This window comes from Streptomyces beigongshangae (assembly GCF_019710745.1).
GTDB lineage: Bacteria > Actinomycetota > Actinomycetes > Streptomycetales > Streptomycetaceae > Streptomyces > Streptomyces beigongshangae.
Genome location: NZ_JAHKJW010000028.1, coordinates 38,892 through 54,097, shown reverse-complemented (window position 1 = coordinate 54,097; position 15,206 = coordinate 38,892). Strand labels below are relative to the sequence as shown.

Here is a 15,206-nt window from a genome sequence, read left to right as displayed (position 1 = left end):
GGTTCGCCAGCCGCGATGGCATTCAATCACTTACCGGCGGGCGTGCACGACGCCTTGGGTCCATTGTCCGTCACGCCAGTGACACACTCGATGCCGATGGCCAATAATCTCCGACCCGATCGCACCTCGACGGACACCGCCTCCCGCCCCTCGCCGGGCGAGATCCTGAACCGGCTCGCCCCGGGGCCGAGCCGGGCTTCGCGCATCACTCATACGGAGCACTTGCCCCCGCGTGAGGGTCGCCATGCCGTGTGGCCCGACCGGATCCGTTCCGAGGTCGTCGCGGCGGTGCGGTCCGCCGGTATCGAGCACCCCTGGGCCCACCAGGCACGCGCGGCCGAGCACGCCCTGGACGGCGAGTCGGTGATCGTCTCGACGGGCACCGCCTCCGGCAAGTCCCTGGCGTACCTCGTCCCGGTCCTGTCGGCGCTCCTCGACGGTTCCGAGGCTCCGAACGGCCGCGGCACCACCGCCCTGTACCTCGCCCCGACCAAGGCACTCGCCGCGGACCAGCGCCGGTCCGTGAAGAAACTCTCACAACCGCTGGGCCACGCCGTGCGCTCCGCGGTCTACGACGGCGACACACCCGTCGAGGAACGCGAGTGGGTACGCCAGTACGCCAACTACGTCCTCACCAACCCCGACATGCTGCACCGCGGGATCCTCCCCTCCCACCCCAGGTGGGCCTCCTTCCTGCGCGCCCTGCGCTATGTCGTCATCGACGAGTGCCACACCTACCGGGGCGTCTTCGGGTCGCACGTCGCCCAGGTCCTCCGCCGGCTGCGCCGCCTGTGCGCCCGCTACGGCTCCTCCCCCGTCTTCCTCATGGCCTCGGCGACCGCCGCCGAGCCCTCGGTCGCCGCCTCCCGCCTGACCGGCCTCCCCGTGGTGGAGGTCTCCGACGACGCCTCACCACGCGGGGAACTGGTGTTCGCTCTCTGGGAGCCTCCCCTCACCGACCTGCACGGCGAGAGAGGCGCCCCCGTCCGCCGTACCGCCACGGCCGAGACCGCGGACCTCCTCACCGATCTGACCGTGCAGGGCGTCCGCTCGGTCGCCTTCGTACGGTCCCGCCGCGGGGCCGAGCTGATCTCGGTGATCGCCCAGGAACGTCTCGCCGAGGTCGACCGCTCCCTGGCCCGCCGCGTGGCCGCCTACCGCGGCGGTTACCTCCCCGAGGAGCGCCGCGCGCTGGAGAACGCCCTCCACTCCGGGGAACTCCTCGGCCTCGCCGCCACCACCGCCCTGGAACTCGGCATCGACGTCTCCGGCCTGGACGCCGTCGTCATCGCCGGCTACCCGGGCACCCGCGCGTCCCTGTGGCAGCAGGCGGGCCGCGCGGGCCGCGCCGGGCAGGGAGCGCTCGCGGTGCTGGTCGCCCGCGACGACCCGCTCGACACCTTTCTCGTCCACCACCCGGAGGCCCTGTTCGACCAGCCGGTGGAGTCCACCGTCCTCGACCCGGACAACCCGTACGTCCTCGCGCCCCACCTGTGCGCCGCCGCCGAGCTCCCGCTGACCGAGGACGACTTCGCCCTCTTCGGCCCGGCCACCGCCGAACTGATGCCGCAGCTCGAAGCCGCGAAGCTGCTGCGCCGCCGTACGAAGGCATGGCACTGGACGCGCCGGGAACGGGCCGCCGACCTGGCCGACATCCGCGGCGGAGGCGGGAGTCCGGTGCAGATCGTGGAAGCCGGTTCCGGCCGCCTGCTGGGCACGGTCGACGCCTCGGCCGCGCACACCACCGTCCACGAGGGCGCGGTCCACCTCCACCAGGGCCGTACCTATCTCGTCAAGGAGCTGCACCTGGACGATTCGGTCGCCCTCGTCGACGAGGCCGACCCGCCGTACTCGACGGTCGCCCGTGACACCACCGCCATCTCCGTCCTGGAGACGGACGTCGAGATTCCCTGGGGCGACGGCCGGCTGTGCTACGGCTCCGTCGAGGTCACCAACCAGGTCGTCTCCTTCCTGCGCCGTCGTCTCATCACCGGCGAGGTGCTCGGTGAGACGAAGCTCGACCTCCCTCCTCGCACGCTCCGTACGCGTGCCGTGTGGTGGACGGTCACCGAGGACCAGCTCGACGCCGCCCGGGTCGGTCCGGAGATCCTCGGCGGCGCCCTGCACGCCGCCGAGCACGCCTCCATCGGCATGCTGCCGCTCTTCGCCACCTGCGACCGCTGGGACATCGGCGGGGTCTCCGTCCCTCTGCACCCCGACACCCTCCTGCCCACCGTCTTCGTGTACGACGGCCATCCGGGGGGCGCGGGCTTCGCGGAGCGTGCCTTCCACACCGCCCGCGAGTGGCTCGCCGCCACCCGCGAGGCCATCGCCTCCTGCGAGTGCGACGCCGGCTGCCCGTCCTGCATCCAGTCCCCCAAGTGCGGCAACGGCAACGACCCGTTGCACAAGCGGGGCGCGGTACGGCTGCTGACGGTGCTCCTGCGAGGAGCCCCGGAGACACCCACGGCACCGCAAGCACCGCAAGCACCGCAAGCACCGCAGGAGCGTGCCGGCGTCCCTGAGGGAGCCGACGGCCGGCAACACGGTGACGTCGGCGAGGCCGCTGAGGGCTAGGGCCCGGCAGCGGGCGGGAGCCAGGGTTTCGTCCCCGGATCCGCTCGCCCCGGGGAACCGACCGGCGCCTCCGCCGCACCACCGGGAACGGTCGCCCGCGCTGAACCGCGCGGGACAGCGGCTCCCGCCGGGCCCGCCCGTGACCGCACCTCCGCCGTCAACGGCCCCCGGCCCGCCGCGACCGTGACATCCGCGATGTCACCGCTGACGGCACACCGCACGACTCTCGTGTCCTGTGCCCGGGCCACCCGGTCCGCCCGGGCACACGCCTTCGTCCCGCCCACCGTCCAGTGGTCGGCCGCCGCAAGGGCCGCCAAGTCGGCCGCACCGCCCGCTCGATGACGGACCACCACCGCCTGACCCATCGCCAGTACGGCTCCGAAAACCACGCACAGCACCGCGAGCGCACCCACGGTCCAGACGGTCGCCGATCCCCGGTCCGACTCCGGACGACCCGTCGCACGCGCTCTCCCGCGCACCCGGAGACCGCCTCCCTCCGCCTTCCTCACCGGACCGCCCCCACCGTCTCCTCGGCCAGGGCGGTGGCCTCCTGCGACAGGTCCAGCGCCAGTGCGTCCGGCCCCGGGGTGTCGGCCTCGACCCGGACGTGCACGAGGTCGCCCTCCCGCCGGACGGAGACCCGGGCGCCGGACGGCGCTGCCTGCCGGGCGGTCTCCAGCACCGTGCCCGGCGGTTCCTGCCGGGCCGCCGCGCGGGCGCCCGCCCGGGCCGCGTCCACACACTGGATCAGCGCGGCCGCGGCCAGTAACGCCCAGACCAGTGCCATCGTGAACGCCACCAGCACCGGCAGCACCACCGCCGCCTCCGCCGTCACGAAGCCGCGGTCCCCTGCCGCGGCGGGCGGGCCCGGGACCATGTCCTGTCCCGGGCCGGGACCGATCACCTCGGTCACCCCGGCCGCCGCAACCGTCCTCCCCTCCTCAGAACCGTCCTCAGAACCGTCCATGGAGTGCTTCCCCCACGATCTCCTGCAGGGCCCCGCGCACCTGCCCGCTGGTCAGCACCTCGTAGAGCAGCGCGGCGAATCCCACCGCCGCGATCAGCCCCATCGCGTACTCGGAGGTGACCATCCCGCCGTCCCTCCGCCCCACGCGCGCCCAGCCGTCCCGGGCCCTACCGGCCAGGTCCCGCGCCCACACCCGCACTCGTACCCGTACTGCCTTGCCCATCCGAACCCCCGTGCAGCTCCGTCTCGCTGATCTCGACCTTGGTCTCGGTCTCGGTCTCGGTCTTGGTCTCGATCACTCGCCGTTCAGCCCGTCATCCGTCACCCCCGCCCAGCACTCCGCTCGCGAGCCCCAAAACCACCGGCAGCACGCCGATCGCGATGAACGCGGGCAGGAAGCACAGCCCGACGGGCGCGGTAATCAGAACGCCCGCCCGTCGCGCACGGGCCGTGGCGGCACGCTCCCGTTCCCTGCGGGCCTCGGCGGCGAGCCGCGCGACCGGTACCGCCGCGGGTACGCCCGACTCGCCGGCCCGCTCCAGCAACCGGGCCAGTGCCAGGGCCCCGGGCAACGCGGCCAGTCCCCGCCATGCCTCCGCCGGCTCGCCGCCGAGTCGCACCTCGGCGGCCCCCCGTGCCAGCCGCTCCCCCACGGGACCGTCCAGTGCCTCCCCCACCGCCCGGGCGGCCAGGACCGGACTCGCGCCCGCCGCGATGCAGGCGGCCAGCAGATCCGCGGCGAGGGGCAGTTGCCGCGCGGCCCGCTCCGCGTCGAACTCCTCCACCGGCACCGGTCTGCGCTGCCACCACCACGTCCCGAACGCCGCCACGAGTCCCACCACGATCCCGGCCGCACCGTCGACGAACACCCCGCAGGCGCTCAACGCGCCGACCACCGGCAGCCATCGCCGCACGGCATCGCGCATCCGCGGGCCCCTCGCGAAGGGCTCCCGCCCTCTGTCCGCGCCCCTCACAGCCGGGCGGCGCCCGGCCGGGCCACACCCGGCCGGTCCGGCCGGTCCGGGTTCCGGGTCGCGTCCACCCGCCCCGCATCCGTCGGCCAGGGCCGTCACCAGTGCCCCGAGCCGTCCGCGCACTCTCCGTTCCCGCCGGGCCGTGCTCACTGCGCGGGCCAGCGCCCACACCCCCGCCGCCACGCACACCGCCGTACCCAGCCTGTGGACGACCTCCGCGCTCATCCCGCCTCCGCTCCCCGTACGATCCGCAGCGCCCACCACAGGCCGGCGCCCTCCAGGACCCCGCCGGCCAGCAGACAGCCGAGGCCCGCCCCCGTGTGCAGTACGACATGCAGCGGGTCGGCGCCGAGCGCGGTGCCCAGGAGCAGTCCCAGCACCGGCAATCCCGCGAGCAGTACCGCCGTCGACCGCGCACCCGCCAGTTGGGCCCGCAGATCGGCGCGTTGGTCACGCTCGGCCCGTAGTGCCTCCTCCAACCGGTCGAGTCCGGCCGCGAGTCCCGCTCCCCTGTCCACGGCGACGCGCCAGCACGCGGCGAGCCCCAGCAGTCCTTCGGCTCCGGGCCGCCGGGCCGCCTCGGTGAGCGCGCCCGGCACGTCCCCGCCGAACCGGGCCGCCGCCAGGACCACCGCCTGTGCGTCACCGAGCCCTCCCGAGTCCCGGGCGGCACCCAGCAGGGCCTCGCCCGGCTGACGCCCGGCCCGGACCTCCCCCGCCAGCGCCCCGCACAGCGCGATGACCGCCGCGGCCCGCCGCTCGCCCGCTCGCCGCGCCGCTCCGGCCCGCCGGGCCCGCCGTACCAGCGGGACCCCCAGCGCCCCCAGGACGACCGGCACCACCGACGCCCCCAGCAGGCCGACCGCCAGCCCGGCGACGAGTGCCCACCACTCTCCCCGCGTCCCGTGCAGCCGCCGCAGCCGATCCCCGGTCCGCACCGCCCGCTTCCACGGTGGCGGTACGGCCTCCGCCGCACCGCCACCGCACACGAACCGCACCCGCCGCGTCCCGGGGCTCGGCCCGCCCATCAGCCAGGCGGCCGCCCCGGCACATGTCATCGCCGCTCCCAGCGACACCTCGGCGATCCCCGTCACCGCCCCTCCCTCCGCACTCCCGGACCGGTCGGTCCACTCGAAGCGCTCAGAGCGTTCAGACCGCCCAGATCACTCAGATCACCTGGACCACTCGGACCGCATACGCCACCCACATCACCCGCGTCACCGAGCAGCTGCCGCAGCCGCTCCCAGCCGGGCCCGCGCGAGAATGCCTCCGTGCCCCACCGCAGGGCCGGTACCGTCACGACCAGCCCCGCCGGGTCCCGCTCCAGCACATGCACCTCGGCGATCCGCCGCCGCCCGGTCCCGTCACGTACGAGATGGAGCACCACCGACAGCGCAGCGGCCAGTTGACTGTGCAGCGCCGCCCGGTCGAGCCCCGCCGCCGTGCCCAGCGCCTCCAGACGGGCGGGGACGCCCGACGCGGCGTTGGCGTGCACGGTCCCGCAGCTGTCGGACTGCGGGAAAGTTTTCAGTCGGCACGTCGTTGACCAGGACACTGAAATCTTTTGTGCAGTGACCTGCATCATGTTCGCCGCACAAAAGATTTCAGTACCCGACCCGCGCACAGATCAGCCCTCGCAGGTCAGTCACTCACCGCGATCAGACCAGTTCAGATGGGTTCAACGAGCGCCCGACGGACCGAAGCTGAACGGCAATTCCGGAACACGGGGGCGGGGAGGCCCGCCCGATCGCCAGCGCGACGAGGCGGCCTCTTGTGGCTCAGAAAATCAGTTGGCCGCTTTGAGTACCGCGGCTGGCCTGTGGCCAGCAGGGACAGGGCCGCCGACGCGGGCCCCGGATCGCGATGCATGTTCTGGCAGCCGGAGAGATCTCGCTGATGACCCGGCGCTGGTTCGGCTAACGACCGCCGCACGAATGAGTAGTTGCGCGGCCAAGTCACCGCCCAGCGCCGTAGAGTTCTCGCCTTACGAGTGAGGAGTGAACGGTGGCATACGCAGCGAAGCCGGACTTCGAACATAATCTCGCGGATTTCGGCTCGGCGAGGTTCACGCGGCTTCGGCCTGGTCAGCGCCAGGTACTCGCCGCGTACGCGGAGCAGCACCTCGACGCTACAGACCTGGCCATCGAGATGCCCACCGGCGAGGGCAAGACACTGCTGGCGTTGCTGATCGCCGATCACGCACTCTCACGTGGGTGGTCAGTGGCTTACCTGACCGGCACCCGGCAACTCGCCGAGCGTGTCGAAGAGGAAGCCGAAACATTGGGACTGGATGTCGTCCGCTTCGCCTCGAAGGACTACGGCGGTGCCAAACTCGATGACTACCACCAAGCCCAGGCCGTCGGCGTGATGAACTACTGGGTCTACTTCAATAGCAGCCCCATCCCGAAGCCCGCCGACCTGGTCATCTTCGACGACGCCCATCTCGCCGAGCAGCCCCTTAGCGGACTACAGACCCTGCGCATCCCCAACAAGCTTGGCCCCGCCCGCCAGCTGTACCAGACGATCTGCGAGCTGGTGGTGGCGCACACCGACGCATACCCCGGCCTGCGCGCGATGCTCGACGGCACCGCCCAGCCCGGCACCCCACCCGAACTCCTGTCCTTCCGAGACTGGGACGCGATCGCAGGCCCAACGCGCGACGCCATCGAGGCATCACCACTTGTCACGGACCGTGCGCTCAAGGACGAGGCGATGTACGTCTGGCCCACTGTCCGCGACCACCTCACTCAATGCGGCATCCTCATCGGACCCTCTGGCATCGAAATCCGCCCTTACCACCCGCCAACTGCCCTCAACACCCAGTACAGTCGGGCCAAACAGCGGATCTACCTGTCGGCCACCCTCGGCTCGATGGACGACCTCCAGCGGCGAGTCGGCGGCGGGCCGGTCAACCGCCTGACTACCGACACACCGCTGCCGTCTGGCACGACGGGCGAGCGACTGCTGGTGCTGAACCCCAGCGCCGAGCACCCCTTCGACCCGAACGTCCTCGGCTGGGCACTCGCCCAAACCCATGCGGCAGGCGGCCGAGCCGCCTGGTTGTGCGCTAGTCACGCCGAGGCCGACACCCTTCAGGAGACCCTCACCGCCTACGGGCAGCAGGTCTACCGTCTTCGTCCCGGCGACGACTCGATGGTCGAGACCTGGAGTGGAGTCGCCAGCGGACACCTGATCACTGCCGGCCGCTACGACGGGCTCGACCTCGCGGGCGACCTGTGCAAGCTGGTCATCATCACCACGGTCCCGCAAGCCAGCAGCGAGTTCGAGCGGTTCGTCGTTGCCTACCTTGGCGACGCCAGCTTCATGCGTCACCGCGTCGGCCAACGAGTTACCCAGGCACTGGGCCGCGCCAACCGCGAACGGACTGACCGCTCCCTCTACCTCGGACTGGACCCGAGCTTCGCCCAGATGCTCGCCGACCCAGCAGTCCGCAAGTCGATCCCCGCAGGCACCGAACCCACCATCCGCGCCGCGCTGGAGATCTATGACCAGGGCTGGGAAGGCTCACTTAGGGCCTGCGCCGCCTTCTGGCAACCAGCCGCGCAGCCCTCCGCAACTGCTGAAGCCACTGCGCCAGCGAGCCCTCGTCGCAAAGTTCGGCCGGGCCGTAATTCCAGTGGGAACAGCGACGTCTCCAGCGCCGACGCCGAGGTCTCTGCAGCGACCGACCTGTGGCTCGGCGACCACGCGGGAGCGGCCCAGAAAGCGAGAGAAGCAGCCGCCCAACTCGCCATGGCCGGAGAAACCGAGCACGCAGCGTTCTGGCGCTACGTGGAGGCCCACGCCCACTTCGACCGAGGACGCCCCCAAGACCGTGCCGCCGCGCGCAGTGCACTGCAGGAGGCCATCACTGGCGGCCCCCGGACCACCTGGTTCCGCCGCTTGGCACGCACCGTCGCCGACCTCGAAGGCTGCGCCCACACCGCTGACGACACTGACCGATTCTTCCTTGCCTGGGACGAGTGGCGGCGTGAAACCGGTGCCCGGCTCGACCGTGTCCTGTCTGAAGGGCGCGCTCTGCTCACCGGTAGCCACGATCAGCAGTGCGAGGGTTTGACCAGGCTTGCCCGCCTCGTGGGCGCCATCGGCGAGCGCCCTCCGGGTAAGGAGCAGAGTGCTACGGACTGCCGCTGGACGTGGTCCACGGTCAAGCGGGCCGAGCGCCGCGTCTGGGAGGTCAAGACCGTCCCGAAGGGCGAGCCCTATCCGCTCAACCGCACCGATGTGAACCAGTTGCTCGGACAGATCGAGGTCGAGACCAAGCGCTCTGCGAGGACCCGCGTCTTCGGCTGCCTGCTCACCCCGGCGACCGTCACCCAGGACGACGCTGCCGAAGCGGCTCACGACAGGATTGTGCTGGTCAACCACGGTGCGGCTGTGAGGCTCTACGACGTGCTGGCCGACCGGCTCCGCCAGTACGACGCGCTGTGCGGTGACAACAACGCCGAAGCACGCGGTGCGGCACGCACGAGGATCGAAGCGCTCCTGCCACAAGAGGACCGCTGGCTGGGCAAACTACTCGCCCCCTCTCGCGGGCGACTCATCACCGCAGATGATGTAGGCGACGTCTTCCCGTCGACGTGATGCCAAACAGTGCTATTCAGGCGGTCTCGCAGTCCACGGCACCGCCTCCAACGCGGCCATCAGATACGGGCGGGCATAGTCCGACGGGTGCGGCTCTTTCGTAGTGACCTGCTCGGTCAAGCGGTGAGGGCGTATCCGTCCTGGTGGCAGGCGTGCCGAGTGCGGAGATGTTCTTGTTCGATGTGGTGTAGCCAGTATTCCTCGAAGTCTCCGTTGATGATCACGGCGCGGAGCAGGAGGAGGGCTTCGCCACCCTCGACGCTCCACCACCGTGATGTCGAACCGGTCCGCGATCAAGTGGCGGCACGCGCCCTCCACCACCCCGGTCGCGATCGGCCAGCCCTGCTCCAGGGCCTGCGCCTAGTCCAGGTAGGGGCTCCTTGTTCGCGAGGTAGCGCACGCACCCTCGTCGCTCTCGCGCCGTTCGGTCGTCAGCCACAGGTCGTCGGCCTGCCGCGCGATGCGGGCGGCCGCCTCGGCACAACGGCCGTCCAGGAGGGCCAGCGCATGCTCGGCGACCCAGTCCTCGGCGGCCGGATCGTCCTTGGCGTGGAAGCACCAGGATGCCTTCCAGAGATACTCGCGGGCGCCTGATCTCAGTCGGCCGCACCACCCGCCGAAACAGCACCCACAACTCATCCGGCACCAGATGGTGCGGGAGACGTGCGCTGCAGCAGTTCGGTTCCGGGCCGCTCCCGATCGCCCTCACATCTGTCGGCCTCAGGAACAGGCACTCACCTGACGGCCGGCACCACCCCGACGACACCGGACAGGAGAGGACCCCATCACCCCCGGGCCCGTGGAACCTGACGCCCCCGCAGCGTCACGCGACGGCCAGTCCCGACACGGCACGGGACATATCAGGCAGCCAGCCGCCCACCGCGACAACGTCAGCCTTCGGAAGCATCGAGGCTGAATCGTCATGCCACCCTTCGAGCGGACTACGTGCCCTGTCAAGGTATCCCCTCGATGCGACTGAAACTTTCGCTTCAGCAAAGGGGTAAAACGGAACGATTTATGTCAATCCTTGCCCGCGGAGCAGCATCTGCAAGTCAGATCCAATGACGGCAGCCAAACGATCTAGACCACAACTAGAACGCAATGTCACAATGTACTCACGGGTTGAAGTGAGCAATTACTTCAGGGCATGCCACGAGAGCCGTTGACACGGGACCAAATGCTGCGAATCGGAAGAGGTCGGATTGTCGAACTGTAGCGATGAGGGCGCGTACGCACGCTGCTGTCGCGTCAGCGCGGGTCTCTCCTCTTAGTCAGCACATTGAGGTTCGCAGGGCAGCCACCCTATGCCTCTCCGAGCTTCACTGCTGCGAAAAAATAACCGGCACACGCCCGCACTCAAGGCGCTCCGCCGACTCATGCCCGGTTCTCATTTTCCTCGCATCGAACGATCAACCAGCCCTGCACCAAGGAAGTATTCTGCATGGGGAAAGCAGTCGCTCCACTCGGTTCTCGAGTTGCACCCACATCTGGAGTCAGCCCTCAAGCATTCACTCACCGAACCAGCTTGTCTCTTCCTCCTGACTTCTCACTGACTGAATGGAAACGCTTCGGGAAGCAGCTGTTTCTCATATCCGACTCGTCTAGCTGGTGGATCGGCGACTGGCTGGTGTATGGCCAGGAGAAGTATCCCGCCCGATACCGGCAGGCAACGGAAGAAACAGGGCTAGATTATAGGAAATTACGCAACTACGCCTGGGTCGCCAGGCATTATAGAGTGTCTGAGCGACACGCGAACGTCAGCTTTCAGCATCACGCGGAGGTGGCCTCGTTGGAGCCTTTCGAACGCGCGATGTGGCTGAAACGCGCCGCCCGGAAGGGCTGGTCGCGGAATATGCTCCGCCAGCAGGTGCTGACGCAAACTGCTCCGCAGGAAGAGCCCACGGAACGGGCCCTTGTCCAAATGCACGTCAGCACCGAGCAAGGGGACAGATGGGCTAGCGCCGCCGGGCGCCAGGGCCGGGAACTGACGGAGTGGATCGTCCTCTGCCTCGAGCAGGCGGCGGACCTACAGGGCGCGCCAAGACCCTAAAGACACTCACCCCCTGGCGGGTTTCTGGGTTCCTTCGGGCCCAGCGAAACCACGGGATCGGCCGGCCGCAGGACATTCTCCAGAAGCATCCACGACTCCGACGTCGACCCGGGTATCAACACCCTCTGTACGCGTATCGCGCATCCATCTATTCCGTGTTGGACGGCGGCAAATAACCGCACCCACCTTACGGAAACTTCACCGATGCTGCGCTGTTAGTGGAAATACGGTAGTCATGACTAGTCAGCAATATTTCGGTGATCCATCCGGGAGGAAGACAATGAACATTCTTATCGTCGGCTGGTTTTGGGATCTTGTACGGGACCTTACGGAGGACCCCTCAATTTCGGTGACCGTACTTGAGGAGCCGAGCCTCGTTTCGGTCGTGCCAGCTCGATATCCGCGCATCGAGGCCAGGTACCAACAATCTACTGATTACCGGGAGGCGGTCGCGCGACTCGGTGAACCGACATCGTTCGATTTGATTCTCGCAGGGCGGGAATACGGAGTAGTGGCGGCGCAATGGCTGAGCGACAGGTACTCGCTGCCCAGTGTAGGAAATGTCGCTACTCGAGCAAGCACGGACAAGGCCACCTTCCGGCGAGAGCTCGAGCAAAGCGAACTGCCTACAGTGCGAAGTGAACCCGTCCGCAGCCCAGCTGACGTGAAACGCTTCTGGGGGGGCAATCCCATTGTCCTCAAGCCGGCAAATCGTCACGCCTCCATCGGGGTGATTCAGATCTCCCGTCCAGAAGACATCGAATACGCCTGGCGTGCCGCAACGACGGCCGGGGAAGGGACGGCGAGCATCGACCGAGAGCTTGACTGGAAGTACATAGCCGAAGAATGGGTTCCCGGAAAAGATTATTCAGTTGAATCAGTATTCTTCAAAGATGGCGTATTTCACAATGTGACCGAGCAGACTTTAGTGGGTGGTGGGAGATTCACCCCGGTGCGACACATTGTACCGGCCCCACTTTCGGACACAGAGTCTCGGACTCTACTGGATGCTCAGCACCTCCTAGCCAAGGCAGTTGGGATAGAACGCGGGATCGTGCATGCAGAATGGAAAGTGGATGGGTCGAAATGCTGGCCGATCGAGTTTGCCGTTCGATATCCTGGTGATGAGCTCTCTCTTCTTATCAAAAACGCTACGGGTGTCAACTTGGCTCAGGCCTGGGTTGATTCCCTGCAAGGAAGGGATTTCAATTTGGCAAAAAACAAAACTGAATCGGCCGGCGTTGCGTTCATTCAGCATCCAACGGGGCGGTATGTGAAAATAGACGGAATGCCCTCCCTGGGGTCACCTGGAGTAATCGGGGTCGATTGGTGCGCAACTCCTGGTCAGGACCTTCTTCCTCTCGACGACTCGGGAGCTCGGATGGGTTTCATTGCGGTCCAAGCGGACAACCAGGCAAAGGTGGCTGATCTTCTCACCGCGTATGAAGAGCGCATCGACATCTCAGTTGAAAGTGTCTAGCGAATCGACGCTTCGCGACTCTCCGAAGGCTTCTTCAGCGGCCCGTTTCGGCTGATCCCGAAGACGCTCATCGTCTCGGCCAGACGCTCGGCCTCGATCGCGCGGATCTCGCGGATCGGAATACCTCGGCTAGCCGCTTCAGGTGCGGGACATCGCCGGATACGACCTCAGGATTCTTGCGGAGCGGTCGAGGGCAGGTGGGATCAGCGATGATGGGTCGGCAGGCACGGTCTTCCACTCGGATCACGGAGAGAACTCCACGATCTTGGAAGCCCGCGCCTGCCACGTTCCGGGGTGCCACCGAGCTGACAGATCACCACGAACCGGCCCCCACACGACGACGCCGAAGCCCTGCCCTTCACCTGCTGTCCGCCGGACTGATCGAATTGCCACGACCAGCAGCCGTACGTGATCGCCAGGACTTTGAATCAGTCCGGGTCAGCGACCGAAGCGCGCTGCCGAATCGAGGCCAGCACAAAAATTCTGATTCACACTGCTGCAATCGTGACGCCTCGTGAGCTTCCAGAGTGCTCGTCCGACATTTCGACCGCAAGCCGCTTGTCTGTAAATTGCAATTCGTCCATCGGCTGAAAAATTCCGCTACTCGACAGTTCTATCGCGCGGGTGCGTCCTCGCTAGAAGCGCTAGGACAAGTTCCTGCAGATCAAAGTTCTACCGGATCTCGGGCGAACAAGCCAATCGAGCAACCAAAAAATACATTCACAGAGAAAGCGATTGCCTTGGAGGGTGTTGTCGACTTAGGGTCATCGACGCACTACTGAGCAGATCAGTCATTATACCAAGGGAAGGCAGGATATTTTATGGCGCAGGTCGCCAAGCACTATGCACCACCCATCGAGAACAATGATGGCACGACTAAGTTCACATTCGTGAGCAAGGCATGAAGCGACCGAGCCAGGCGGACAAAGAGGGGTCGGGCGCAAGCGAACTCAGCGGCGTCCGAGGGCGCTCAGGCCGGCTGCGGTCCGCGCTGCCGCCGCGCGGACCGCAGCGGCTCTTCGCCTGGGTGCTCCTGGTGAATTGGTTCGGTATCGCCCTCCTGCTCACCTCCTCCGTCCTGTACTTCACTCGAGTTGCGCACCTGTCGGCCGCCGAGGTGGGCGTGGGCCTGACGGTGGCAGGGCTCATCGGGATGACCGCTGGCATCCCCGCGGGTGACATGGCCGATCGGCGGGACCCCGGCACGGTGCTGAGGGCCGCGATGCTGGTACAGGCCGTCGCCACAGTCGCCTACCTGTTCGTGCATAGTTTCATCGCGTTCGTAGTGATCTCAGTGGTAGACCTGCTCGCGATGAGCGCTTCGCTGGCAACGGCTGGGGCGCTGACTCGGCGGATAGGCGGGCATGATCTCGCCGAGGCCACCCGATACCGCGCGATCACCCGGGTGATAATGAATATCGCCATCTCCGTGGGCTCGGTGGTCGTCGCGATCGCCGTCGGCCTGGACACCCCGGACGCCTACCGGGCGCTGTTGCTTGGCAACGCGCTTGGTTATGTGGTGGCTTGGGTGATTGCCAGGCGGCTGCCGCGCTACGCGCCGCTACCCAAACCAGAGAAGGGCCCTCGCTGGACGGCCGTTCGAGACGTGCCGTTCGTCGCAGTCACCGCGCTCAACAGTGTCATGACCCTGCAGTACTCGGTGCTTATGCTGCCTCTGCCGCTGTGGGTGGTTGACCGTACCAACGCGCCTCGGTGGACTGCCTCCGTGGCGGTGGTGATCAGCGCGGTCATCATCGTGCTGCTGCAGGTGCACATAGGCAAGAAGGTCGCAACTGTGCGGGAGGGTGGCCGCGCACTGCGCCGGGCCGGACTGTACTTCCTGGTGAGCTGCTCCGCGATCGGGTTGGCGGCGGGGCTGCCGGAGTGGGTGGCGTTCGCGGTGCTGTGCGGAGCCGTCATTGTGCACTCGGTCGGTGAGCTGTGGCACGCCTCCGCCACCTTCGCCCTGGAGTTCGGCCTGGCCCCTGCACATGCGCAGGGCCAGTACCAGGGGCTGTCCGGCATCGGCATAAGCGCGGCCCGAGCGGCGGCGCCAGCAGTCCTGGTCGGCGCGGTGCTGAGCGCGGGGCGTGGGGGCTGGATTTGCCTAGGCATCCTTTTCGCCCTCGTTGGCCTGCTGGGGCCGGCTGTCACGCGTTGGGGCGAGCGTACCCGGCCGCCCGCTGCAGAAGTGCCCAGTGCTGACGTGATCCCGGGGTGTGCGCCGGAACTGAAGGGCTAATCGGGGACGGAGCGGTCGCGAGTTGGTGTTCTCGCCGACCTTCGTGGTGCCCCGACCTTACCTGCGGCTCGGCAAGCATCGAGTGCCCGGATAGGGCGACTTTGGTATGCGTTTCGGATTTGAGTCAACGCACCCATTGTTGGGCCTACTGGAACAATACCAACCGCGGCCTGGGGTTTGCCAAGCAAGCCCGAAAACGACTGCCTCGCTGTCGACAGTGCTCACATATCTTCGATACGCAAATCCTTTTGACATTTCCGACAGCTTAGCTAATTCTACCCAAGCCGCCGAGTTCGTCTGCACGGTTCCCT

Annotated in this window: 11 protein-coding genes and 2 pseudogenes; 5 read left to right on the top strand and 8 right to left on the bottom strand. The window is 67.6% G+C overall.

Translation table 11 applies throughout. The annotated features are described in order from the left end of the window. Positions 1-15 precede the first annotated feature (15 nt). Positions 16-2,577: a DEAD/DEAH box helicase gene (locus KM933_RS22245; protein WP_260333977.1), complete on the top strand. Its 2,562-nt coding sequence runs from the start codon at positions 16-18 to the stop codon at positions 2,575-2,577. On the opposite strand, the gene KM933_RS22240 is transcribed toward KM933_RS22245, so the two are convergent. The 6 genes and pseudogenes from KM933_RS22240 to KM933_RS22215 all read right to left on the bottom strand — a co-directional run. Further along, positions 2,574-3,056 (bottom strand): Rv3654c family TadE-like protein, encoded by a 483-nt coding sequence (locus KM933_RS22240; RefSeq protein ID WP_221354877.1) that lies wholly within the window; start codon positions 3,054-3,056, stop codon positions 2,574-2,576. The two genes, KM933_RS22245 and KM933_RS22240, sit on opposite strands and share 4 nt — an antisense overlap. 26 nt (positions 3,057-3,082) lie before the next feature. Continuing rightward, positions 3,083-3,454 carry a TadE family type IV pilus minor pilin gene (locus tag KM933_RS22235; protein ID WP_221354942.1) on the bottom strand — a complete coding sequence of 124 codons (372 nt, stop codon included), beginning with the start codon at positions 3,452-3,454 and terminating at the stop codon, positions 3,083-3,085. Between the two features lie 76 nt (positions 3,455-3,530). Continuing rightward, on the bottom strand, positions 3,531-3,767 hold the full coding sequence (locus KM933_RS22230; RefSeq protein ID WP_221354875.1) for a DUF4244 domain-containing protein: 237 nt from the start codon (positions 3,765-3,767) through the stop codon (positions 3,531-3,533). Positions 3,768-3,858: 91 nt separating this feature from the next. Next, positions 3,859-4,743, bottom strand: coding sequence for a type II secretion system F family protein (locus KM933_RS22225; RefSeq protein ID WP_221354873.1), 885 nt, complete (start codon positions 4,741-4,743; stop codon positions 3,859-3,861). Further along, positions 4,740-5,576 (bottom strand): type II secretion system F family protein, encoded by an 837-nt coding sequence (locus KM933_RS22220; protein WP_221354940.1) that lies wholly within the window; start codon positions 5,574-5,576, stop codon positions 4,740-4,742. The genes KM933_RS22225 and KM933_RS22220 overlap by 4 nt, the downstream gene beginning before the upstream one ends. 32 nt (positions 5,577-5,608) lie before the next feature. Further along, positions 5,609-6,022: pseudogene (locus KM933_RS22215) on the bottom strand (TadA family conjugal transfer-associated ATPase); the annotation flags it as partial. Between the two features lie 500 nt (positions 6,023-6,522). On the opposite strand from KM933_RS22215, the gene KM933_RS22210 reads away from it, so the two are divergent. Continuing rightward, on the top strand, positions 6,523-9,123 hold the full coding sequence (locus KM933_RS22210; protein WP_221354871.1) for a DEAD/DEAH box helicase family protein: 2,601 nt from the start codon (positions 6,523-6,525) through the stop codon (positions 9,121-9,123). Between the two features lie 190 nt (positions 9,124-9,313). Here the strand turns inward: KM933_RS22210 and KM933_RS40665 are convergent. Next, a pseudogene (locus tag KM933_RS40665) lies at positions 9,314-9,474 on the bottom strand (ISKra4 family transposase); the annotation flags it as partial. 9 nt (positions 9,475-9,483) lie between these two features. Next, positions 9,484-9,762 carry a hypothetical protein gene (locus tag KM933_RS22205; protein ID WP_221354869.1) on the bottom strand — a complete coding sequence of 93 codons (279 nt, stop codon included), beginning with the start codon at positions 9,760-9,762 and terminating at the stop codon, positions 9,484-9,486. A gap of 802 nt (positions 9,763-10,564) precedes the next feature. On the opposite strand from KM933_RS22205, the gene KM933_RS22200 reads away from it, so the two are divergent. From KM933_RS22200 to KM933_RS22190, 3 genes are all read left to right on the top strand, one after another. Further along, positions 10,565-11,173, top strand: a complete 609-nt coding sequence (locus KM933_RS22200) for an LmbU family transcriptional regulator (RefSeq protein WP_221354867.1) — start codon at positions 10,565-10,567, stop codon at positions 11,171-11,173. A gap of 280 nt (positions 11,174-11,453) precedes the next feature. After that, entirely contained in the window at positions 11,454-12,653 is a 1,200-nt protein-coding gene (locus tag KM933_RS22195) for an ATP-grasp domain-containing protein (RefSeq protein ID WP_221354864.1), read from the top strand. Between the two features lie 901 nt (positions 12,654-13,554). After that, positions 13,555-14,895 carry an MFS transporter gene (locus tag KM933_RS22190; protein WP_221354862.1) on the top strand — a complete coding sequence of 447 codons (1,341 nt, stop codon included), beginning with the start codon at positions 13,555-13,557 and terminating at the stop codon, positions 14,893-14,895. Positions 14,896-15,206 lie beyond the last annotated feature (311 nt).